This window comes from Gammaproteobacteria bacterium (genome assembly GCA_029862005.1).
GTDB lineage: Bacteria > Pseudomonadota > Gammaproteobacteria.
On record JAOTYD010000041.1, the window covers coordinates 1 to 22,526 of the forward strand.

At 54.8% G+C, this 22,526-nt stretch carries 20 protein-coding genes; 8 read left to right on the plus strand and 12 right to left on the minus strand.

Translation table 11 applies throughout. From position 1 onward, the window contains the following. Together OES20_16865 and OES20_16870 are read left to right on the plus strand one after the other, a co-directional pair. Window positions 1-1,060 (plus strand): HlyD family secretion protein (locus OES20_16865; GenBank protein ID MDH3636372.1); only part of this gene is annotated, 1,060 nt, incomplete at its 5' end. Further along, a complete protein-coding gene (locus OES20_16870; protein ID MDH3636373.1) occupies window positions 1,060-4,176 on the plus strand; it encodes an efflux RND transporter permease subunit in 3,117 nt (1,038 codons plus the stop codon). The genes OES20_16865 and OES20_16870, both read left to right, overlap by 1 nt. A gap of 78 nt (window positions 4,177-4,254) precedes the next feature. Here the strand turns inward: OES20_16870 and aroE are convergent, their stop codons facing one another. From aroE to rph, 8 genes are all read right to left on the minus strand, one after another. Next, window positions 4,255-5,091 carry a shikimate dehydrogenase gene (aroE, locus tag OES20_16875; GenBank protein MDH3636374.1) on the minus strand — a complete coding sequence of 279 codons (837 nt, stop codon included), beginning with the start codon at window positions 5,089-5,091 and terminating at the stop codon, window positions 4,255-4,257. After that, window positions 5,091-6,086, minus strand: coding sequence for a porphobilinogen synthase (hemB, locus tag OES20_16880; protein ID MDH3636375.1), 996 nt, complete (start codon window positions 6,084-6,086; stop codon window positions 5,091-5,093). Before hemB ends, aroE begins: the two co-directional genes overlap by 1 nt. A gap of 208 nt (window positions 6,087-6,294) precedes the next feature. Then, on the minus strand, window positions 6,295-7,128 hold the full coding sequence (locus OES20_16885) for a M14 family zinc carboxypeptidase (GenBank protein MDH3636376.1): 834 nt from the start codon (window positions 7,126-7,128) through the stop codon (window positions 6,295-6,297). Continuing rightward, a complete protein-coding gene (locus OES20_16890) occupies window positions 7,121-8,566 on the minus strand; it encodes a M48 family metalloprotease (GenBank protein MDH3636377.1) in 1,446 nt (481 codons plus the stop codon). The genes OES20_16885 and OES20_16890 overlap by 8 nt, the downstream gene beginning before the upstream one ends. Window positions 8,567-8,648: 82 nt before the next feature. Beyond that, entirely contained in the window at window positions 8,649-8,894 is a 246-nt protein-coding gene (locus tag OES20_16895) for a type B 50S ribosomal protein L31 (protein MDH3636378.1), read from the minus strand. A 374-nt stretch (window positions 8,895-9,268) separates the two neighbouring features. Then, a complete protein-coding gene (gene hemW, locus OES20_16900) occupies window positions 9,269-10,474 on the minus strand; it encodes a radical SAM family heme chaperone HemW (protein MDH3636379.1) in 1,206 nt (401 codons plus the stop codon). Then, a complete protein-coding gene (rdgB, locus tag OES20_16905) occupies window positions 10,467-11,066 on the minus strand; it encodes an RdgB/HAM1 family non-canonical purine NTP pyrophosphatase (GenBank protein ID MDH3636380.1) in 600 nt (199 codons plus the stop codon). Before rdgB ends, hemW begins: the two co-directional genes overlap by 8 nt. Then, window positions 11,063-11,770 (minus strand): ribonuclease PH, encoded by a 708-nt coding sequence (gene rph / locus OES20_16910; GenBank protein MDH3636381.1) that lies wholly within the window; start codon window positions 11,768-11,770, stop codon window positions 11,063-11,065. The genes rdgB and rph overlap by 4 nt, the downstream gene beginning before the upstream one ends. A 156-nt stretch (window positions 11,771-11,926) precedes the next feature. On the opposite strand from rph, the gene OES20_16915 reads away from it, so the two are divergent. Beyond that, complete coding sequence (locus tag OES20_16915; GenBank protein MDH3636382.1) at window positions 11,927-12,793, plus strand: YicC family protein; 867 nt, start codon at window positions 11,927-11,929, stop codon at window positions 12,791-12,793. 3 nt (window positions 12,794-12,796) lie between these two features. Further along, window positions 12,797-15,031 (plus strand): bifunctional diguanylate cyclase/phosphodiesterase, encoded by a 2,235-nt coding sequence (locus OES20_16920; protein MDH3636383.1) that lies wholly within the window; start codon window positions 12,797-12,799, stop codon window positions 15,029-15,031. On the opposite strand, the gene radC is transcribed toward OES20_16920, so the two are convergent. Beyond that, complete coding sequence (radC, locus tag OES20_16925; GenBank protein MDH3636384.1) at window positions 15,000-15,671, minus strand: DNA repair protein RadC; 672 nt, start codon at window positions 15,669-15,671, stop codon at window positions 15,000-15,002. The two genes, OES20_16920 and radC, sit on opposite strands and share 32 nt — an antisense overlap. Window positions 15,672-15,715: 44 nt before the next feature. On the opposite strand from radC, the gene coaBC reads away from it, so the two are divergent. Together coaBC and argB are read left to right on the plus strand one after the other, a co-directional pair. Continuing rightward, window positions 15,716-16,921: a bifunctional phosphopantothenoylcysteine decarboxylase/phosphopantothenate--cysteine ligase CoaBC gene (gene coaBC / locus OES20_16930; GenBank protein ID MDH3636385.1), complete on the plus strand. Its 1,206-nt coding sequence runs from the start codon at window positions 15,716-15,718 to the stop codon at window positions 16,919-16,921. Between the two features lie 15 nt (window positions 16,922-16,936). Further along, window positions 16,937-17,818: an acetylglutamate kinase gene (argB, locus tag OES20_16935; GenBank protein MDH3636386.1), complete on the plus strand. Its 882-nt coding sequence runs from the start codon at window positions 16,937-16,939 to the stop codon at window positions 17,816-17,818. Window positions 17,819-17,830: 12 nt separating this feature from the next. On the opposite strand, the gene OES20_16940 is transcribed toward argB, so the two are convergent. The 3 genes from OES20_16940 to pyrE are packed head-to-tail and all read right to left on the minus strand — an operon-like array spanning window position 17,831 to window position 20,046. Then, window positions 17,831-18,532 (minus strand): DUF4124 domain-containing protein, encoded by a 702-nt coding sequence (locus tag OES20_16940; GenBank protein ID MDH3636387.1) that lies wholly within the window; start codon window positions 18,530-18,532, stop codon window positions 17,831-17,833. 56 nt (window positions 18,533-18,588) lie between these two features. Next, the gene (locus OES20_16945) at window positions 18,589-19,350 is read right to left on the minus strand and encodes a DUF1223 domain-containing protein (GenBank protein MDH3636388.1); all 762 of its coding nucleotides are present in this window, start codon (window positions 19,348-19,350) and stop codon (window positions 18,589-18,591) included. Between the two features lie 57 nt (window positions 19,351-19,407). Next, complete coding sequence (pyrE, locus tag OES20_16950; protein ID MDH3636389.1) at window positions 19,408-20,046, minus strand: orotate phosphoribosyltransferase; 639 nt, start codon at window positions 20,044-20,046, stop codon at window positions 19,408-19,410. Window positions 20,047-20,121: 75 nt separating this feature from the next. Here pyrE and OES20_16955 point away from each other — a divergent pair, with 75 nt between their 5' ends. Continuing rightward, the gene (locus OES20_16955) at window positions 20,122-20,901 is read left to right on the plus strand and encodes an exodeoxyribonuclease III (protein ID MDH3636390.1); all 780 of its coding nucleotides are present in this window, start codon (window positions 20,122-20,124) and stop codon (window positions 20,899-20,901) included. Continuing rightward, a complete protein-coding gene (locus OES20_16960; protein ID MDH3636391.1) occupies window positions 20,901-22,457 on the plus strand; it encodes an MFS transporter in 1,557 nt (518 codons plus the stop codon). Before OES20_16955 ends, OES20_16960 begins: the two co-directional genes overlap by 1 nt. The last annotated feature ends 69 nt before the right edge of the window (window positions 22,458-22,526 follow it).

Here is a 22,526-nt window from a genome sequence, read left to right on the forward strand (position 1 = left end):
TATTGACGCCGAAGACTATGCGCTGTCGTTGAAACAAACACAGGAAGATCTAAAAGCCAGCCGGTCGTCGCTTAGAGAACTGGAAGCGGAGCAAAAATCAACGCAACGTTCACTCGAGCTGGCGCAGAAAAACCTCACCGTTGGCGAGGCCGAGCTTACCCGCCTCAGAGATGTTTATCAAAAGCAGCTGATCGCCAAGTCAACCCTCGATGCCGAGGAGCAAAAGACGATCCAGCTGCGCCAACAGGTTGAAGATCTGCAGGGCCGGATGAACAGTTATGAAAGTCGCCGGCAGTCGATCGAGGCACAGATCGCGCGTGCCGAACAGGAAGTACAAAACCGCGCCACGATCCTCGGCCGTACCGAAATTACATTACCGTTCGACGCGCGTATCGGCATGGTCAGCGTCGACCAGAACGAATTCGTCACTGTGGGTTCGGCGCTGTTCGAGGCCATCGATTTGAAAGGTGTCGAAATCCGCGCGCAGTTACCGATCGAATCGATGCGCAAACTGGTCAGTCATCTCGAGAATCGCGTGCCATTGAATCGCCAATTCGTGCAGACCGGGGGACGCATTAACGAGAGCCTGGGCCTCTCGGCGCGTGTCAGGCTGGTCAGCGATTTACCGGACGCGGTTTGGGAGGCGCGCGTGCTGCGTGTCAGCGAAGCTATCGATGCGACTCGGCAAACGCTCGGCGTCGTCGTCGGTATCGACAATCCCTATGAAAAGATTATTCCCGGCAGGCGACCGCCGCTGCTCAAGGGAATGTTTACCGCGATCGATCTGTTGGCGCCCGAGCAGTCAGCGATGGTGATTCCGCGCAAGGCCGTGCACGAGGGGCGCGTTTATATTGCCGACGATGACGATCGGCTCGAAATCCGGCCGGTCGAAATTCAACTCACCCAGGGTGACCTGGTGATCGTGCGCAGCGGTATCGAGGCCGGCGAACGTGTCGTCATCACCGACCTGACCCCGGTGATCGAGAGTATGCCGCTCGAGGTCCACCCTGCGTCCGACGTTGAAAACTACCTGCGCCGTCGCGCAGTCGGAGCCGATTGATGATTCGCTATTTCGCGGCCCATCCCACGATTGCGAACATCCTGATGTTCATCATCCTGTTGCTGGGCATCGCGGCGCTTCCTAGCCTCAATAAGGAAACCTTTCCCGAAATCAATTTGTTCAAGGTGCAGGCCACGGTCAATTACCCCGGGGCGAGTGCCTCCGAAGTCGAGGAAGGAATCTGCAACCGGCTCGAAGACGCTACCGACGGCATCAGTTTTCTCAAGGAGCGCAGCTGTGAGGCGCGCGACAATGTCGGCATCATGGTGCTGGAAATGCAGGAAGATGAGAACCTGCAGCAGTTCATTGACGACATCAATTCGGCGGTCGATGGTATAACCGATTTTCCCGATGACGCCGAGGATCCGCTGATCGATGAACTCGGCCGCACCTCGGCGGTGGTCAGCGTTGCGATCAACGCCGATCTGTCGCAGTCGGAACTGAAGGCGCTGGCGGAGCACTACCGTGACCGGTTGCTGACACTGCCGGAAATACCGATGGTCGACGTCAGTGGATTTTCGACGCATGAACTCAGCGTACGCGTTAAAGCCGAAACGCTGCAACAATATCGGCTTAGCATCCAGGATATTGCCAACCTGATTCAACAACAGGCACTGGATTTGCCGGCGGGCATCCTCGAGGCCGACCAGCGCTCCTACCAGATCCGCGTCGAGAACGAACGCCGCAACGTCGAGGAACTGGCCGATCTGGTAGTGCTCCACGACGACCGGGGCGGTCGTCTGCGGCTCGGCGAGATTGCTACCATCACCGATGAATTTACCGATGAGGAAGTGCGTGTCGATCTGGACGGCCGACCGGCGGCGCTGCTGCAGGTCAGGAAAAATTCCGGCGACGATACTTTGACCGTGTATAACGCGGTCCAGGATTTCATCGATGCCGAAAACCGCGTGCTCCCGGAATCGACGCGCCTCGTGATCACGCAGGATACGGCATCGATTGTCGAGGACCGGCTGCAGCTGCTGGTGCGTAACGGCTGGCAGGGGCTGCTGCTGGCAACGCTGGCGCTGTTCCTGTTCTTCAGCTGGCGCTACACTTTCTGGGTGGCGCTCGGATTGCCAATCTCCTTCATTGGTGGGTTGATGGTGATGAGCTTGTTCGGTATCAGCATTAACATGATTTCGATGGTTGCGCTGCTGATGGCGATCGGAATATTGATGGATGACGCCATCGTCATTTCGGAGAGTATCGAAAACGAATACCGCTCCGGCAAACCACCACTGGAGGCGGCAGTTAACGGCATCGAAAAAGTCGGCCGCGGCGTGCTGTCCTCGTTCGCGACCTCGGCGATGCTGTTCGGCAGCCTGCTGTTTTTGCAGGGGCACATCGGCCAGGTCATGAGCGTGCTCCCGGTGGTGCTGCTGTCGGTTCTGACCATCAGCCTGGTGGAAGCTTTTTTGATATTGCCGCATCACCTGGTGCACTCCCTACAGCGTCACGGGCAGCAGGACAAACCCGGCTGGCGCAATACTTTCGAAGACAGATTCGAGCGCCTGCGCGCTGGCGTTGGCAAATTCGCTGATCTCGCGATCAGCTACCGTTACCTTACGCTCGGGATCACATTCGGCCTGTTCGTGATCACTATGAGCCTGTTCCCGGCCGGCCTGATCAAATTCAAGGCGTTTCCCGATCTCGAGGGCAACGTGCTAGAGGCGCGTCTCATCCTGCCGCAGGGCACCCCCTTCGACCGCACCGAGGCAGTAGTCGCCGAACTGCTAGCGAGCCTGCGCGAGGCCGAGCGGCAGTTACCGCCCGAACCCGAGGGCGAGTTGATCCGCCACGTCCAGGTGTTTTACAGCAATAACGCCGACGCCGGCGAGACCGGCGCGCACCTCGCAACCATCAGCCTGGACCTGCTCGACTCGGAACAGCGCAATACCTCATTGAACGAGTTACGGCGTCGCTGGCTCGAGACTACCGGGACGATTTCGGAGGCGGTTTCGGTGCAGTTCAAGGAACCGGTATTGGGCCCGGCGGGGCAGGCGATCTCGATTCGCTTACAGCACGACGACTTGCAGCAATTGTCCAACGCGTCCTGGGAACTGCAGACCTGGCTCGAGGGTTACCCCGGGGTTTCCAACGTCATGGATGATTTGCGCCTGGGCAAGCCGCAGTTCACGGTGAGCCTGCGGCCCGGCTCGCTGGCGTCGGGGCTCAATGCGCAACAGCTCGCACAGCAATTGCGTGCCGCCTACCAGGGCGTCAAGGTTGACGATGTTTATCGCGGTCGCGAGGCTTACGAAATCAACGTCAAACTCGATACCGACCGCGAAAATGCGCTGCGCAATTTTGAGCAGCTCAGCCTGTTCAATAACCAGGGCGTCGATATTCCGCTCAGCGCGATCGCCGATATCGACGCTAAACGCGAGTTTTCGCGCATTAATCGCATCAATCATCAGCGCACTGTTACCATCAGCGGCGACATCGACCCCGATATTGCCAACACCAACGAGATCATCGGCGATACCCGCAAACGTTTTCTCACCGGCTTGCAACAACGCTATCCCGGAATGTTCATCAGCCTCGAGGGCGAAGTCAAAAACGCGCGCGAAACCAACCAGTCGATACTGACCGGATTCGTACTCGGCATATTTGGAGTTTACTTCCTGTTGAGTTACCAGTTCCGCAATTACCGCGAGCCGCTGGTGGTGTTGATTAATATTCCACTGGCGCTGATCGGCGTGGTTTGGGGCCATAAACTGATGGGCCTCGATATTACCATGCCGAGCATGATCGGCTTCGTTTCGCTCGCGGGTGTCGTGGTCAACGATTCGATTCTGCTGGTCGAATTTGTCAAGCGCCGCAGCCTCGAGGGTATGGTGTTGCACGATGCAGCCGGGCAGGCGGTGCGCGATCGTTTTCGTGCGATCTTTTTGACCTCGGTCACCACGATTGCGGGCATGTTGCCGTTACTTTCGGAGACCAGCCTGCAGGCACAGGTGTTGGTGCCGCTGGTCGCGAGTGTCGTGTTCGGCATGATTTCATCGACGTTCCTGTTGCTACTGGTATTGCCAGCCGCCTACGCAATAATGGAGGACCTGGGAATTCGCGAGGTCGACGAAGACGAGATGGTGTTCATCGAGCAAACCGGGACCTGAGTTACATTGCTGTCGTCCAGCTTAACCAATCGACTCTAGGAGCGGGATAAGGAGCGCCGGCCTCGAGGCTTGACTGGTTTACGATTTTCCCAGGCTGTCGATGACAGCAGTGGTATCCGGGCGGACGTTACGCCAGATGAGAAAAGCCTCGGCTGCCTGCTCTACCAGCATGCCAATCCCGTCGAAGGCCTTTGCCGCCCCATGAGCCTGTGCCCAGTCAACGAAAGCCGTCGCTGCGCTGAGGTTATACATCATGTCGTAGCAGGCGGTACCTGCACTCATCACGGCTTCCGTTAGCGGTGGAACTTCGTTGTCGAGACCAGCCGCGGTACCGTTGATTATGAGGTCGAATTTTTCCGAGCCGAGCGCCTCGTAAGCGACCGCATCGAGTTCACCACGGCTACCAAAATCGCGCACCAGCGTGATCGCTTTTTCGAGCGTTCGATTCGCAATGACGACGCAGGCGGGGGAATGTGCGAGGATCGGACCGAGTACGCCGCGAACCGCGCCCCCTGCGCCAAGCACCAGGATGCGCTGGTTTTCGATCGCAACCTGCAAGTTATCGAGCAGGTCTCGTACCAGGCCCACGCCATCGGTATTGTCCCCGGCAATACTGCCGTCGGGCTGAAAGGTCAGGGTATTGACCGCACCGGCATCCGTGGCGCGAGGACTTCGCTCGTCGCACAGTTCCCAGGCTTCGCGCTTAAAGGGTACCGTGACGTTGAGGCCGCTGAATCCCTGCTGTTGCAGATCCCGTATTCCTTTGCTAAACGAATCGACGGCAAGCTCGATCGCCCGGTAGCTGATCTTTTGCCCGGTCTGCGCGGCAAACTCGGTGTGGATTCGGGGCGACAGGCTGTGCGAGACTGGATGACCAACCACGGCATAGGAATCGACATGATCGGGTGCGATCACTAAGTCTCTTTCAACCAGGTAGCCGCCTGCTTGGCAAAGTAGGTCAGAATCCCGTTGGCGCCGGCACGTTTTATCGATAGCAATGCTTCCAGCACGCAGGCTTTCTCGTCGATCCAGCCGTTCTGACCGGCTGCTTTCAACATGGCATACTCACCGCTTACCTGGTAGACGAAGGTGGGGAACTGCAGTTCTTCGCTGACCCGGCGCACGATGTCGAGGTAGGGCAGACCCGGTTTGATCATGACCATGTCGGCGCCCTCGTCGATGTCAAGTACGACCTCGTGCAGGGCTTCGTTGCTGTTCGCGGGATCCATTTGATAGGTATATTTATTGCCACTACCGAGGTTGCCGGCCGATCCAACCGCATCACGGAACGGTCCGTAAAAACTGGAGGCGTACTTGGCCGCATAGGCGAGGATGCGGGTATTCAAATGACCGGTCGACTCCAATGCTTCACGAATCGCAGCGATGCGTCCGTCCATCATGTCGGAGGGCGCGACTACGTCGGCCCCGGCTTCTGCGTGCGACAGCGCCTGCTTTACCAGGGCCTCGACGGTGGCGTCATTAGTAACATAGCCGTTTTCATCCAGTAAACCGTCCTGCCCGTGACTGGTATAGGGATCGAGTGCCACATCGGTAATGACGCCGAGGTCGGGCTGAGCGGTCTTCAGTGCACGCACCGCGCGTTGCACCAGGCCGTCCGGATTCCAGGCTTCATCGGCGCTATCGCTCTTGCCGGATGCTTCTACCACGGGGAACAATGCGATCGCCGGTATGCCGAGGCGAGCCACTTCGTTCGCTTCTTCGAGTAGCAGGTCGATGCTGACACGTTCGATACCGGGCATGGATTCAACCGCAACGCGCTGTTGCTCGCCATCGACTATGAACATTGGATAAATAAAGTCGTTGGGGCTCAACGAGTGCTCCCGCATTAAGCGCCGGGAGAAATCATCACGGCGCATGCGCCGTTTGCGGGTATAGGGATAACTGGACACGATTTTGTCTCTGCTGGAGATAATTAATTCAAATATCGCATAATTATAGCCCACTGGACAGGCTACCAGGGTTGTCATCGGCGAACAGGTGATCATCTAGTGAGAGTTGGAGGTTTATCGGGTTCACGCGGGCCGCTCAGGTTTTCGCGTGCATGATGGAATCTGGCGCGGGTATCACGAGGACTGGTGCGGGTATAATTGCCCAGGTCTAGACGTTGCGTATCAGCCAACGCACCAGGTCGGTCCAGAGGCGACTAATTTGCTTTTTGGTCGGCATGATGCCGGAATGTGGCAATTCCAGTGTTATCACCGGAACGCCGAGATGAATCCCGGCATAGTTACCCAGTGATCCCGGATACGTGCCCATCAGGTTTTTATACAAGTGCCCGATGCGTCTGGGGGCGTTGTTTCGATCGGGCGCGTCGTAATCAACCAGCGAGTGGGGTGCATGCACCGCAACCACGACATTCGGCTTGAACTGATCGATCTCCTGGTGTAACCAGTTGGTTTCCGGTTCACTGAGCGGATAAGGTCCGGGATAACGCCGCGCGTTTTCATAGGTCCTAACTTTCCAGTAGTCGAGGGCTGCTCCATTTTGGCTATCGGGGGTAGAGAAATTGCGATTCAGATCGACACCGTTGGCATTGGTGCGTTGATGCCGGGATTGCAACGCACCGTCAGGATTCATGAGCGGATTGATGCGCCAGTGAAACAGGCCGGAGTGGTGTTTTTCAAGGATGTGCATCCATTTGAACACGATGCTGATCGAGGCAAGTTCATCACCGTGGGTACCTCCCACGAGCAGTATGCGACCCTGGGGTTTGCGTCGCTTGAGTGGCGGGTATTCCTTGATCATTAACGGCATCCCGTCGACCGAGCTGTGGCCGGTTGGCTTCATTTCGAGATTTGCGCATTCCTCGTAACCCACGCTCGCGAGTTTGTTGGCGATCTTCTGGCAGACTGGATCAGCGATATTCGAAGCACTTGCGACACAACAGAACAGGGTAAAGCAGAGCAATATTCCTGGGCGCCGTTTAGTCATCAAGCGTTATTGTTTTCAGCTTGTTGAAGGTGGTGATGTCGCCCTTGGGGAAAGCACGGTTGAGTAACCGCAAAGTGTTTTCAGCCTCGTATTCCAGGGCACTTTGTTGCGCCAGGCTTGCAAAGTTTCGGTTATTGCGATTGACGATTTTCAAACGTGGGGCCTTGATCGCATCAATTTGCGCCTGGTTAAGGCGCCGAAAGCTTTGATTAATGTCGAGCAGCTTTTTATCGGTGTCGGGAAAGTGATCTTTGCTTGAGGTACCGAAAAGGGTCAGCGCTTGCGAATTCTCGAGCGCAATGGCACTCACGCGTGCAGGTTGGTAATCGCCGCCACGCGGCTTGACCCGGGTACTTGCGGTAACCCCGTAAGCCTTCGTGCTGACCTTCAATTCCTTGCTTTGGGTCAGGCGTTTTAACATCCCGTCCAGCGTTTCATTCTTTTTTAGCGGCATCACCCCGATCTGCACCAGGGCACCGGTCTTGGGATTCCTGGCTTCGAGGAACTGGGGATTGTTGTCGACCTTCCAGCCCCTGGGCAACTGCAGGCCGATGCCGAGCTCGGGATGTGCAAAGCGGTTATTGGTGACGATACCCTGCTTGACGCTGGGACCCCAGAGCATGCCATCGATCATCTTTTCATAGCCTGCCTGATTGTTATCGCGGTAGGTTTTGACAGAAAGTTTTTTGGCTTTCCGAACCACGGTTTTAAGACGATCATCGTTGCGCGGATGCGTCGAAAATACACCATGATAAATATTGGGTTGGCGGTTCTCACTGGCTGCCAGCGCTTTTTCATAAACCTCCTGGTCCTTGAGTACGCCGATGACTTCGAGCATATTCTCCGGGTCATAGCCGGCAATATGCAGATATTCGGCACCCAGGCGATCCGCCTCCAGCTCGTGATCGCGACCGTAGCCGCGAATCAAACCAGTACTGAGCTGCTGACTGAGATTCCCCAGTGCTTGATCGCCGGTGGTGGCGGCGACCAGAATGCTGAGTATGTTCGATGCCAACTGGCCGCCTTGCTGGCGCACCGAGTGGCGCGCAGTGACGTGCCCGATTTCATGTCCGATCACACCGGCGAGCTCTGCCTCGGAGCCGAGGTAGGCCATGATACCGCGCGTGACGTAGACATAACCGCCGGGCAGGGCGAACGCATTTATGTCCGGGGAATCCAGCACCGTAAAGGTAAACTTGAGGTTTTCGCGATGGCTCTTTGCCGCCAGTTCCTGGCCGATCCGGTTCACATATTGTTGTAGCGCAGGATCATCGTAGATGCCGTAGGTGGCAATTATTTCCTTATGGTAACGCCGCCCCTGGTTGATTTCTTCGGCTTCCGAAATTGTCACAAAATCCTGTTTTCCGGTTACCGGATTGATCGCACAGGCGCTGAGTGCAAAGCTCAACATTAGAATCAGTAGAGTGGCGTACTTCATGCGTGAATTATTGGGTGCTAATGCAGTTTATTCAAGACAAAAAAAAGGGCGCCTGGGCACCCTCTCATGGAATCGATTCGCGTTATGACTTGCCGTAGCGCTGACGGAATTTATCTACCTGCTTTGCGGTTTGCAGAATGTGCTGCTTGCCCGTGTAAAAGGGATGCGACTGGCTTGAAATCTCGAGTTTCAGCAATGGATATTCTTTCCCGTCTTCCCACTTGATGGTTTCCTTGGTGGGTACCGTCGACCGGGTCAGGATTGCAAAATCAGACGAGATGTCCTGGAACACGACGTCCCTGTATTCGGGATGGATTTCTGGTTTCATGATGCAAGTGCTATCTGGGCTGGCGTTAAAGGGCGGGAATTTTGACCTTTTGGTAGTAAAAGTGCAAGTTTTTTCTGGCTGCTACCGCGCCTTTTCGTTTTTAACTTAGGCATGGAACTTAAAGTGATTTATAAGTAATTAATCATAAAACCCTGAACCGATTATTCACCGTGATTTTATCCACAAAAACTGTGGATAAGTTTGTGCATAACTATGATCGATGTCAGCCAGGGCCTGTTGAAACCTTGGTTTTTGTTAGATTAGTCATTTTTTAACCACCTGATAAAAGGGATAAAAATCAATTATTTAGCAAACCCGGGTGTATTCCAGCGAAAAATCGAAAAAACAACTTGACATTTTTTCGAGTTAAATTTTCAGTTGTGAATAATTCCCTCCGCAGAATCGAAGAAGGGCCTTCTTTTTGGGGTCTGCTGGCGTAAAAACAGGGTTTGCAGGTCGTTTAAATGACAAAATCCCAGTACCGTGGGGGTGATTTTTTCGTGATCAAAAACGACCAGGCCCTTGTCGCGGGCCAGTTCCAGCCCGGGCAACACCGAATTTAGCGGTAGCCCGGTGTTGTCGCGAAACAGTCGAACCGGAAAACCGTGTCTGAGCCGCAGCGCGTTGAGCATGAATTCGAACAACAGATCGTCTTCGTCGAGCTTGGTTTCGCTGGTAATGGTGCCGTGACCACCCTGTTCAAGGTAGGCTCGCGGCTGGCGTTGGCGTATCCGCCGGATCACGCGGTTTTCGCCAGCGATTGTAATCTTGCCGTGTGCGCCGGCACCGATGCCGAGGTAATCGCCGAACTGCCAGTAGTTCATATTGTGCTCGCACTGCTTTTTCTCGAGGCTGTAAGCTGAAACTTCGTACTGTCGATAACCGTTCCTTTCGAGCAGGGACTGGCAGGCGTTTTGCTGTTCCCAGCTTAAATCGTCATCCGGCATATCTGTCGGGGGAGCGTGGTGAAACAGCGTGTTCGGTTCGATTGTCAGTTGATAGTGCGATATGTGCTCGGGACCAAGCTCGATTGCCCGCCCGAGGTCGTCACTGGCATCGGCGACACTTTGTGCGGGCAGCCCGAACATCAGGTCCAGGTTGATGTTCTCGAAACCCGCTTCGCGTGCCATCGCAAAGGCGCGCAATGCCTGGTTGCCATCGTGCACGCGACCGAGCACCCGCAGGTTTTGATCGTTGAAACTTTGTACCCCGATGGAGAGCCGGTTAACGCCGGTCTGACGGTAGCCCCGATAGTTTGCGGCATCGGCGCTGCCCGGATTCGACTCGATCGTAATCTCGACCGCCGGTGCGAAATTCAGCAACGCGCGCAGTCCTGACATCAGGTTTTCGATGGCAGCCGCGGAAAAAAGCGAGGGGGTGCCGCCGCCGATAAATATGGTCTCGATGGAACGCCCCCAAACCAGTGGTAAATCCTGCTCCAGGTCGTTCAGCAAGGCCTCGACATACTCCTGTTCCGGGATCGTCTCCGCCTGGTGTGAATTAAAGTCGCAGTAGGGACATTTCTTTGTGCACCAAGGCAGGTGAATATACAGTCCCAGCGGCGGATTGCTGTTAAACACCTTGCTCGACCAGCTTGCGCTTTAGCTCTGCCAAGGCCTTGCCGCGATGACTCAGGCGATTCTTTTCTGCGGCGCTTAGCTGTGCGCTGGTGCATCCTCGGTCGGGCAGGAAAAAGTAGGGATCGTACCCGAAGCCGCCGTCACCCGCGGGTTCGAGCTGGATTATGCCTTCCCAGCTACCCTCGCAGATTAGTGGTGACGGGTCAGCGGCGTGGCGCATCAAGACGATTACGGCGCGATATCTTGCGCTACGCTGCCGGGAAGGTATGTCGCTTAACTTTTCAACCAGCAGGGAATTGTTGTCGGCATCGCTGGCACCGGGTCCTGAAAAGCGCGCGCTGTAAACCCCGGGCGCGCCATGGAGTGCATCAACTTCTATTCCGGAGTCATCCGCCAGTGCCGGCAAGTCGGTAAGGGCGGCTGCGTGTCGTGCCTTGATAATCGCATTCTCGACGAAAGTGGTCCCGGTTTCGGCGACCTCGGGCACGTCGAATTCAGACTGGGCATGCAGCTCATAGCCGAGATCCCCGAGGAGTGCCGATAGCTCCTTCAGCTTGCCGGGATTTCCGGATGCCAGTACCAGCCGTTTCACGCCTGTAACTGGAATTCAAAGATACGATTAATACCGGCACGCGCCAGGCTAAGCATGCTGTTCAATTCCTGGTCGCTAAAAGCGGCTGCCTCGGCAGTGCCCTGGACTTCAATAAATCCGCCCTGGTTGTTCATAACAACATTCATATCGGTTTCCGCGCTCGAGTCTTCGGCATAGTCGAGATCGAGTACCGCCTCACCATCGTAAATGCCCACCGAAATTGCGGCTACCTGGCATTCGACCGGATTCAGTTCAAGCTCACCCGCGTCGATTAACCCCTGTATCGAATCGGAAAGTGCCACCCAGGCGCCAGAGATAGCCGCTGTGCGTGTGCCACCATCGGCCTGAATGACGTCGCAATCGACCGTGATCGTGCGTTCTCCGAGTTTTTTAGTGTCGATACTGGCGCGTAACGCGCGTCCGATAAGACGCTGTATCTCCATCGTGCGCCCTCCCTGTCGCCCGGCACTCGCTTCGCGCCGCATACGATTACCGGTAGATCGCGGCAGCATACCGTATTCGGCCGTGACCCAGCCCTTGCCCTGGCCACGTAAAAATCCGGGCACCGAGTTTTCTACCGAAGCGGTGCAGATTACGCGGGTATCACCGAACTCAATCAGCACCGAACCGTCGGCATGTTTAATATAGTTTCGGGAAATCCTGACCGGTCTCAGCTCGTCCGCTGCACGCGCACTGGGTCGCATTATGTCGTCTCCGTAAAATGAGCGGCAATTATACTCATCCAGCTTATAGCCGTCCGCAACATTTGGTTTTGATTTGATATGTGGTTTAAGGGAATCGGGAAAATAGGCTATGATGCCACCTGCAATTACTCTGAGACTCATATTGTGATACGAAGCATGACCGGCTTTGCCCGGGTAGAGGAGACCAACGAAGCCGGATCGATTATCTGGGAACTGCGCTCGGTCAATCATCGCTACCTCGAGCCCGGCATCAAGGTACCGGAAGACTTCAGGCACCTCGAGCCCGAAATCCGCAAGCTACTGCCGAAATACCTGGCGCGCGGCAAGATTGACCTGGGCTTGCGCTACAAGCTTGATCACAGGCAACAGCGTGACATAAGCCTGAACGAGGATATCGTGCTGAGCCTGCGCAAGGTTGAACAACAGGTTCTAAATATCGTGCATGAAGGCAGCAAGTTATCGGTTGCCGATATCTTGAGTTGGCCAGGCGTAATAGCCGACGTTGAGCGGGATTTGACCGCGTTCGATCAACTGGCAATGTCCTGTCTCAAGTCGGCCCTGAAACAGTTGCAGAAGGGTCGCGAGACGGAAGGTAAGGCACTCGATGAATCAATCCGCAGCCGCTGTGCGCAGATCAGTGGTATCGTCGCCGAAGTACGCAAGCATCGACCTGCAATGATGGATGCGCTGCGCCAGAAATGGGAAGCCAATCTTGACGAAAAATTGAAACAGTGGCGTGAAAATGCGAACCAGGACCGACTCGAGCAGGAGCTGGTTATGCTGGCGCAAAAACTCGATGTCGAGGAAGAGCTCGATCGGCTCGATACCCATGTGACCGAAGTGTTAAATGTGCTGGATCGTAATGAAGCGGTTGGTCGAAGGCTGGATTTTCTGATGCAGGAACTCAACCGGGAAGCCAATACCCTGGGGTCGAAATCCCAGGACAGTCAGACCACGCAATATGCTGTTGATCTCAAGGTCCTGATTGAACAGATGCGTGAACAGGTGCAAAACATCGAGTAACCAGTGTCCCGATTTCTGAAACTCAATATCTCTTCTTTCAGCGTGCTGGTGGTGACCGGCATGACCCTGCTGATGTTTACCTTGTGGTGCCTGTCATTGTTAGTGATGATCGATCGCCAGGGCCAACAGAATACCACGACGCTACGGCAAAACCTGCATGCACAGGTGTTGCAGTTGCAGCAAAAGCAGCATCTCTGGCTGCAATCGCAATATTACCTGCTCAGCACGCTGGCCGAGTCATCGGCCGACACCCAGGCCTTCCAGTCTTTCCTGTGGAGTTATTACCAGCGGAATCCGAGTATCTGGGCGGTCAACCTGGTGCATTTCGACCAGGAAGGGCGGCCGGTGTCGAAATCCAGTAAACCAGGTTGCCAGCAGCCGAGCCAGATGAACCGGGATAACTTCGATAATTTCCTGGTTCCACAGATTTCGAGTTGTCGTATCGATGACAAGGCATTGCTTGAAATCGCCGGTCCGGTTGCAGCCGAGGGCAATCCTGCGGTATTGCTGGTCAGCATGGATTATTTCGATTTTCTGGTCGAGTTCTCAAGCAAGTCCGGCCGCTATTTGCAGCGCGCCGCCGAGAATGAGCGAGGCATACAGTACCAGGAGTTCAACGCCGATGGTGATCGGGGTAGCCAGATTACGATTCCGGTGGGTACAGAGAAGGACGTGTTTGCCGAGCTGCACCTGGAGTTACAAACGCTGACCTTCTGGGATCTTTTCAAAAGCCAGGCGGCGATCGTGTTCGCGTTACTGGTAGTTGCCGCGTCGCTGGCGCTGGTGTTGTTACATCTGAACTTGATCAGACCCCTGCTCCAACTTGCCGAGAAGATGCACCTGGCGGCGAAGAGTCAGCAGGAGAATACGAGTGGTCGTCAAGGCACGGTCAGGCCCGGGCTCGAAGCGATGATTGACGATTTCAACGTGATGCAAAAAATGGCCAAGCGTGACCCCGTCACCGGGCTCAACAACCGCGTCATTTTTGAAGACCGCCTGTCGCAGGCAATACTCGAGGGAAAACGCAGCGGGCGCAAATATGCCCTGGTCATGATCGATATCGCGGGGCTTGACGCTTTTGCGCAGCAGCGCGGACAGTATATTGTCGACGCGTTGCTGCGACAGGTTACCCAGGGGCTACGTGAATGCTTGCGCGAGAGCGATCAGGTTGCACGTTTCGAGAGGAACCTGTTTGCGATACTGCTTGAAGTTCAACAACGCGACCAGTTGAACACCCTGGTCGAGAAAATTTACCTTTCAATCGTGCGACAGTACCAGATCTACGGGCGCGAATTTGAATTAAGGGCCTTTTTCGGAATTGCGATTTATCCCGATGACGCGGTTGACGCGGACTCACTTTACCAGAATGCCAGCAGTGCCCTGGTCGAGGCTGAAAACAGCGACTGGCCAATGCAATTTTTCCGCGATTCGGACGAGGTCATCGACACTACCGGATTTACGATGATACAGGCCATCCGTCGTGCGCTTGACAACGACGAGTTGAAACTGGTGTATCAACCGGTTGTCGACCTGGAGAGCTACGATACGATTTACCTCGAAGCACTGTTACGCTGGAAGGACCCTCAAAAGCACGAGGTATCCATCGATCAAACGATTCGACTGGCTGAACAGAATCAGTTGATCAAACCGCTAACCAACTGGATTATCGAAACGGCCTGTCGGTTTATCAGTGAATCCGACCTGGATGATTTAGCGGTCGGAATTAATTTGTCGATGATTGATCTGCACGATCGGCGGCTGCCCGAGCGCATAGAAACCTATTTAACCCAGTACCAGGTCGCGCCCAAACAAATCGTGATCGAAATAACCGAAGGTCAAATCATGCAGGATCCAGGAGAGGTGGTCGAAGTACTGTCGCATCTCGGCGTGATGGGCTTGTCGCTGTCAATTGATGACTTCGGTACCGGACAGGCTTCGCTGACCTATTTGAAGGAGTTGCCTGTCGAAAAGCTTAAAATTGACCAGTCTTTCGTACGCGATATCGCCAGTAATCCTGATGACCAGTTGATCGTCAAGGCGACGATTGAACTTGCCCATACGCTCGATTTGAAAGTAGTTGCCGAGGGTGTTGAAACGCTGGCTGTGTGCGAATTGCTCACCAGGATGCACTGCGATCATGTGCAGGGTTACTATATTAGTCACCCACTCGAGGCCGGGCAGGTTGCCGCCTGGTTCGAAACCGCGGTCAAATCAGACCTCGTTCGGAAAGGCAGTTAATCTCGTCGCCGATAATAACGTGATCCAGCACGCGGATATCAACAAGCCCTAATGCTTTCTGCAGGCGTTCGGTTATACGAATATCCGCCTGGCTCGGTTCACTGATACCGGAAGGATGGTTATGCGCGAGTATTACCGCGGCGGCGTTATCGGCTAGCGCCTGCTTGACGACTTCACGGGGAAACACCGATGCCCCGTCTATGGTGCCGCGGAACATTTCCCTAAATGCAATCACCCGGTTGCGATTATCCAGCATGAGGCAGGCAAATACCTCGTATTTGTAATCACGCAGGCGCGCACTCAGGTAGTTCCTGGTTTGTTCGGGACTGGTAAGGCAGTTACCGTGAGCGAGAGCTTCCGATAAATGCCGTCGCGCAATTTCGAGCGCCGCCTGTAACTGCACAAACTTGGCCGTGCCGAGTCCCTTGTGGCTGCATAGACTTTCTGCGTCGGCATCGAGTATGCCGCGTATCGAACCGTAATCGACTAGTAGTTGACGTGCGAGGTCCACGGCGGTGCTGCCCGCGACACCGGTGCGCAGCAATATTGCCAGTAGCTCCGCATCAGAGAGCGCTTGCGCGCCCCGGCTAACCAGTTTTTCGCGGGGCTGTTCGCCACTGGGCCATCGAGAGATAGTCACGGGTATTCCTTTACCTGCTGTCCTTAGCCGCTAAAATAGAATAAATGCAAGCGCTCATCAACAAGAAAATTCTGCTCGGAGTTACCGGCGGCATTGCTGCTTACAAGTCTGCTGAACTGGTACGCCTGCTAGTTAAGGCAGGCGCCGAGGTGCGCGTCGTGATGACACCGTCCGCGCAGGAATTCGTACAACCGCTGACGTACCAGGCCTTAAGTGGTCACCGGGTCTATATCGATTTGTTCGATGCCGAAGCGGAATCAGCCATGGATCATATCGAGCTCGCGCGCTGGTGTGACCTGCTGCTGGTGGCACCGGCCTCGGCTGATTTTATCGGCAAGATGGGTGCGGGATACGCCGATAACCTGCTGCTGACCTTATGTCTCGCAAGCAAGCGACCGGTCGCGGTGGCGCCCGCGATGAACCAGCAGATGTTCGCCAATCCGGCAACACAGGACAATTTAAATCAACTCACTGCTCGCGGGGTTCTGGTCTGGGGGCCGTCCGCCGGTGAGCAGGCCTGTGGTGATGTGGGTCCCGGTCGCATGCTCGAGCCCGAACAATTGCTGGATAACATGGTGCTGCAATTCGCACCCGGCAGGCTGCAGGGAACCAGGCTGTTGTTGACTGCCGGTCCGACCCGGGAAGCGATCGATCCGGTGCGCTATATCAGCAATCGCAGTTCAGGCAAGATGGGCTATGCGCTTGCGGAGGCCGCACTGCAGGCGGGAGCTGACGTAACCCTGGTCAGTGGCCCGGTAGCCTTAATCGCGCCGACCGGTGCGAAGCTGGTTACGGTGGAATCGGCACAACAAATGTACGAAGCGGTGATGCAACGGGCATCTCAGAGTGAAATTTTCATAGGCTGTGCAGCGGTATCCGATTACCGTGTCGAGCAGGTGGCTGAAAACAAGATCAAGAAATCAGCAGAAACGATGTCGCTGCAGCTGACTTTGAATGTCGATATTCTGGCCGCGATCAGTGGGCTCGAAAACAGACCTTTTTGCGTGGGGTTTGCCGCGGAAACGCAGGATCTCGAAAAGTATGCACTGGCCAAACTCGAACAGAAGAATCTCGACATGATAGCCGCAAACCGGGTTGGAAATGACGAAAGTGGATTTGAAACTGACTTTAACCAGCTTGAAGTTTTCTGGCGGGACGGACACGGTAGTATCGAGCGTGGCAGTAAGTCCGGCGTCGCAAAACAACTAATTGATTTAATTGCCGAGCGCTATACTAGCGCCCGTTCGTAACAGGTAACCTCGGGCATGACAGTAGACAAGGGCAGCGTAGCGGATATTCTGATCGAGGCCTTGCCCTATATCCAGGCGCTGGACCGGAAGACGGTGGTAATCAAATTTGGCGGCAACGCGATGGTTGACGAGGCGCTGAAGAGCAGCTTCGCACAGGACATCGTGTTGCTGAAACAGATCGGTGTCAATCCGGTTATCGTGCACGGTGGAGGCCCGCAAATTGGCAAGTTGCTGGAACAGATAGGCAAGAAAAGTCGCTTCATCGAGGGTATGCGGGTTACCGACAATGAAACCATGGATGTCGTCGAAATGGTGCTGGGTGGTCAGGTGAACAAGCAAATCGTATCTTTGATCAACGGTCACGGTGGACGTGCTGTCGGATTGACCGGTAAGGATGGCGGTATGATCACGGCGCGAAAAATGAAACTGGCAGGAAGCAACACAGACGATAACGATCTGGGCCAGGTCGGGGAAGTCGAGTCAATCGATCCCGCGGTGGTAGCGATGCTGGACGACGATGATTTTATCCCGGTAATTGCCCCCATCGGCGTTGGCGCCGATGGCTCTTCTTACAATATAAATGCCGATCTGGTTGCCGGCGAACTGGCTAAAGTGCTAGGTGCAGAAAAATTATTGTTACTAACCAATACCCCCGGGGTGCTGAATCCGGATGGCAAGTTACTGACGGGCCTTAGTGCCGAGGAAACCGAACGTTTGATCGCCAACGGTACCATTGCTGGTGGTATGTTGCCGAAAGTGCGCTGCGCACTGGATGCGGTCAAGGCTGGTGTGCGCACCAGTCAGATCATCGATGGACGGGTAAAACACTCGGTGATACTGGAGTTATTGACGGATTCCGGGGTAGGCACACTGATAAAAGGTGCGCATCAGAATTAGTGGCCTTCAGGCCTAGTTGGTCTCGGTTGTGAGCTCTCGGAAACGAGCCACATCCTTTTCGTACTGCTGGTTTATTTTATCCTGCTCGTCCAGTTTCGATGCTAGCTGGGCATTGCGGTTCTCGAGCTTGCGCGTAAAGTGTTCGATTTTCTGGGCAAGTCCACCCGGAACCTCTTTGCCTTTGGAAAGGTAAAGAGCGTCAGCATTCCCATGTAATTCATCGAGTCTTTGCTGGGTGGAATTGATGCTCTTGTTGATCAACTGAATCACCGAATCGAGCACATCGAGACGATTATCACGCACGATGCCGAGCTCTTCCTCGGAACTGAAAGTCAGCAACAATACCTGGTCTTTTTTATCCTGAGCCTCCTTGAGCTTTGCCTGTTTGGCCTTTTCCTCTTCCAGCCTGCGTGTGGCTTCAGCCTCCGCTGCCAATTCCTCGTCGCTCTTGGCTGCTTCCTTGGTTGTCAGGACCACACCCTGTGAATTTAACTGCTGGTGTTTCTTTTTGACCTGGCTGGGTGGAAGCCGATCGCTGTAGCGAATCTGGCCGTTTTCATCGATCCATTTATACAGGGCGCCCGCTGTCGTCTGCTTCGAGAAAGCAGAGAGCATCAGTGCCAGCAGCATGACCGACAATAATGTTAAGCGGAAATGTAGGTTCTTGCCTTCTATGCGCACTGCGTTGTTTCGTCCCTGACCGCGTAGGGTCATTCAGATCGTAACAGGCATAATAGTTTAATAATTCGGATTTTTCATGAATTTAGAGGCTATTGCAGCCCCATTAGACTGGACACTGGCGTATGTAATGCCTGCAGGTATTGCCTGTCTCCCGGCGAAGTAACCAGCACTGCAACACCGATATTCTGCGGATTCCAGTCGGGCGCTATCGCAATACGATGACTGTTATTCAACTGTAAGCTCTGCGGCCGGCTCATGTAGCGAACCACTTGCTGGTGTCGCAGCGTTTCACCTGAATTTTCCCCGCGCTTGACGTCGGTGGACAGGTTATTTTCATAAACCAGGTAACGGTGATGGATTTGGCCGATGGTGTCACGGTCTCTAGGAGAATGAAGGTCGAGGACGAGCTCAGTTTTGTCCCCGGAGACAGTCAGTTTCAGTTCAAGTGGTGCCTGCTGCCGGTTGGATTGCTGGATTTTATCCAGAATGTTAGCAGCGCCACGTGCTTCCATACCGTTGACAAAAAACTCGGGTGTATAAATGGTACGCTGCAGGTTGTTGGCACCGAGTTGGCGCTGTCGACGTGTATATTCTGCACTGGAAAAGCGGTCTTTCCAGCCCAGGTAATCCCAGTAGTCGACATGAAACGACAGCGCGAGCACGTCGACCTCGTCCTTCGGTGTCTCGATCAGGCGCGATAACCAGCGATCGGCTGGCGGGCAGCTACTGCATCCCTCCGAGGTGTAGAGTTCGACAACAGCAGTCTGCCTGTCACCGCTGCTTATTACTATCGGATCGCCGGCGTATGCAGAAAACGAGATTAGACCACTCAGCAATAGGATTCTAAGCATGGTGCACCTGTTTTTTTTATCGTAACAGCCTAGTAGACTGAATTGTTCGGGTTGAGTTCAATCGATGCCATAACGGTTCCGGTAAGCCTGGATCGACGCCTGGTGCCCGGTGTCGCCGCTGGTTTGCAGGTACTCGAGAATCTGGTCCAGCGTTATGATCGAGATGACACGCCTCCCCTGTTGTTCCAGTTCCTGAATCGCGGAAAGCTGGCCCGAGCCTTTTTCCTGGCGATCGAGGGCAATCATGACCGCGCAAACCTCGGCCCCGAGCGACTCGATTAATGCGATGGACTCCCGGATTGCGGTCCCAGCGGTGATGACATCGTCGATAATCATGACGCGACCCCTGATATCAGCGCCAACTGTATTGCCCCCTTCACCGTGGTCCTTGGCTTCTTTGCGGTTAAACGCGTAGGGGATATCACGTTGATACTTCTGGTACAGCGCGCTCGCCGTAATCGCCGCCAGCGGGATGCCCTTGTAAGCGGGTCCAAACAGCAGATCGAAGTCAATTTTGCTGTGCTGAATTGCGTCGGCGTAAAACTCGGCGAGTGCGGCGAGGTCCGCGCCACGGTTAAAAATACCGGCGTTGAAAAAGTAGGGGCTGACGCGACCTGATTTGAGCGTGAATTCGCCAAACTTCAGGGCACCACGCTGCAGGCAGTACTCGACGAATCGGGATTGGTAGGCTTGCATGGGCGAATGGTTATTAGTTGGATATGTTAAGTCATGTATCATATCGCCAGAATTGAATAATGGTAGCAGTTTAAGATGCGCGTGATCTCAATAAACATCAACGGTATTCGGGCAGCGTCGCGCAAGGGATTTTTCGACTGGCTACCTCGCCAGCGCGCGGATTTTATCTGTGTTCAGGAAACCAAGGCGCAAACCGACCAGCTGGACCAGCCAATGTTCCACCCTCATCAATATTTTTGCAGCTACTACGACGCGCTGAAGAAAGGTTATGCCGGTACCGCGATTTATAGCAAGCAACAACCATTGCAGGTGATTCGCGGCTACGGTGAATCGGAGTTCGATAACGAGGGTCGCTACCTCGAGTATCGCTACCGCAACCTTTCCGTGATATCACTATATGCGCCATCGGGTTCGTCGGGTGATCACCGCCAGGAATCCAAGTGGCGCTTTCTCGAGAGCTTTATGCTGCACCTACAGTCATTGCGGCGCAAACGGCGTGAATTCATCATCTGCGGTGACTGGAATGTTGCACATCAGAATATCGATCTGAAAAACTGGCGCTCGAACCAGAAAAACTCGGGATTCCTGCCCGAGGAGCGTGCCTGGCTGACAGATTTATTCGAACGCGTGGGCTATGTCGATGCGTTTCGTGCGGTGGATAAACGCGACGAGCAGTACACCTGGTGGTCAAACCGTGGCCAGTCCTGGGACAAGAACGTGGGCTGGCGTATCGACTACCAGGTCGTCACACCGGGCCTGAAAGACTCGATTCGAGGCGCACGGATTTATAAGGAACGGCGCTTTTCCGACCATGCACCGTTAATTATGGACTATGACCTGGAGCCCGCGGGCTAGTGCGGCAGCAGGATCTGCAAGCCGTTTCTCCGCTAGGATTATTTTTACATCGGCGCGTTGTGACGATGCTGTTCCTCGGCTTTTCAGCCGGTATTCCCTTGCTGCTGATTTTCTCGTCATTGAGCTTGTGGCTACGCGAGGCCGGGGCCGAGCGAGCCGCGGTGACTTATTTCAGTTGGGCCGCTCTCGGCTATTCATTCAAGTTCGTCTGGGCGCCGCTGGTTGATCAGTTGCCGCTGCCCGGTTTGACCCGCAAGCTCGGTCGACGACGCGCCTGGATGCTGCTGGCGCAGTTTGCGGTAATTGTCGCAATTCTCGCGATGGCCGCGATCGATCCGGCCGCGAAGCAGTCGAGTTTGACCTTGATGGCTTTGGCCGCGGTTTTACTCGGTTTCTCGTCGGCAACCCAGGATATCGTTATCGATGCTTATCGCATTGAATCGGCCAAAGCCGAGTTACAGGCGATGATGTCGGCTACTTACATCGCCGGTTATCGAATCGGCATGCTGGTGGCAGGCGCGGGTTCATTATTTTTAGCCGACTGGTTTGGTACCAGTGGCGGCGCCTATTATTACCCCGCATGGCAATGGACTTATTGCGCAATGGCGCTTGCTATGCTGGTCGGCGTAACCACCACGCTGGTCATCGATGAACCATCGCAGTCCGAGAGTGGTGGCGTCCTGGATACGGGCCAGGACTATGCGCGATTCCTGTTAATTTTCGTGGTCGCGATCGGGGGCTTCGTTGCCGTGTTTTTCTTTTCAGGAGATATCGCCGGCAGTATCAAGACTTCGCTCGGGGCAATGCTGGCCAATCCTTTCCTGGCGGCGTTCCTGGTGGAAACGCTACGCCTGGCCCTGGCCCTGTTGATCATGTGGGTGCTGGCCCTGGTACTGGTCAAATCGGGCATCGTTGGTTACCCGATGGTAGAGCGGGCTTACCTGATGCCGATCCGCGATTTCTTTAGACGCTACGGCTGGTCGTTCGCGTGGATACTGCTCGCACTGATCGGCGTTTACCGCATTTCGGATATTGTACTCGGGGTTATATCCAACGTGTTTTACCAGGATCTCGGTTTCAGCAAGTCCGAGATTGCCAGCGTGGTCAAAACCTTCGGTTTATTGATGACGATCGCCGGCGGCTTTCTCGGGGGTTTGCTCGCGCTGCGTTTCGGCGTAATGCGCATATTGTTTTTAGGGGCGGTGCTGTCAGCGGCGACCAACCTGTTGTTCATGCTGCTGGCAAGTATTGGCTACGATATGTTATGGCTTTACGTCATCATTTCGGCGGATAACCTGTCGGCGGGAATCGCGAGCGCCGCTTTCGTCGCGTTTCTGTCGAGTCTGACCAACATATCCTTTACCGCTATGCAGTTCGCGATCTTCAGCTCGCTGATGACCTTGATACCAAAGGTGCTGGGAGGTTACTCGGGATCCATCGTCGATGCGGTCGGTTATCCTGACTTTTTCCTGATCACCGCGATTCTCGGTCTCCCGGTACTGTTGCTGATTGTGGTCGCCGCACGGCGGTTTGAAATCCAGGATCGATCCCCGTAGTTTATTGTATGATGTGAGAATCCATTCGTTTCATTCATAGAATCATGACCAATTCTGAAAAACTGTTTG

Excerpts from the sequence above, each read along its gene's own strand:
- OES20_16885 (MDH3636376.1), bottom strand. The coding sequence starts at position 7,128 with ATGACTAAACGGCGCCCAGGAATATTGCTCTGCTTTACCCTGTTCTGT.
- argB (MDH3636386.1), top strand. The coding sequence starts at position 16,937 with ATGACAGTAGACAAGGGCAGCGTAGCGGATATTCTGATCGAGGCCTTG.
- OES20_16940 (MDH3636387.1), bottom strand. The coding sequence starts at position 18,532 with ATGACCCTACGCGGTCAGGGACGAAACAACGCAGTGCGCATAGAAGGC.
- OES20_16915 (MDH3636382.1), top strand. The coding sequence starts at position 11,927 with ATGACCGGCTTTGCCCGGGTAGAGGAGACCAACGAAGCCGGATCGATT.
- OES20_16955 (MDH3636390.1), top strand. The coding sequence starts at position 20,122 with ATGCGCGTGATCTCAATAAACATCAACGGTATTCGGGCAGCGTCGCGC.
- pyrE (MDH3636389.1), bottom strand. The coding sequence starts at position 20,046 with ATGCAAGCCTACCAATCCCGATTCGTCGAGTACTGCCTGCAGCGTGGT.
- OES20_16945 (MDH3636388.1), bottom strand. The coding sequence starts at position 19,350 with ATGCTTAGAATCCTATTGCTGAGTGGTCTAATCTCGTTTTCTGCATAC.
- OES20_16895 (MDH3636378.1), bottom strand. The coding sequence starts at position 8,894 with ATGAAACCAGAAATCCATCCCGAATACAGGGACGTCGTGTTCCAGGAC.
- coaBC (MDH3636385.1), top strand. The coding sequence starts at position 15,716 with ATGCAAGCGCTCATCAACAAGAAAATTCTGCTCGGAGTTACCGGCGGC.
- rph (MDH3636381.1), bottom strand. The coding sequence starts at position 11,770 with ATGCGACCCAGTGCGCGTGCAGCGGACGAGCTGAGACCGGTCAGGATT.
- OES20_16870 (MDH3636373.1), top strand. The coding sequence starts at position 1,060 with ATGATTCGCTATTTCGCGGCCCATCCCACGATTGCGAACATCCTGATG.
- OES20_16890 (MDH3636377.1), bottom strand. The coding sequence starts at position 8,566 with ATGAAGTACGCCACTCTACTGATTCTAATGTTGAGCTTTGCACTCAGC.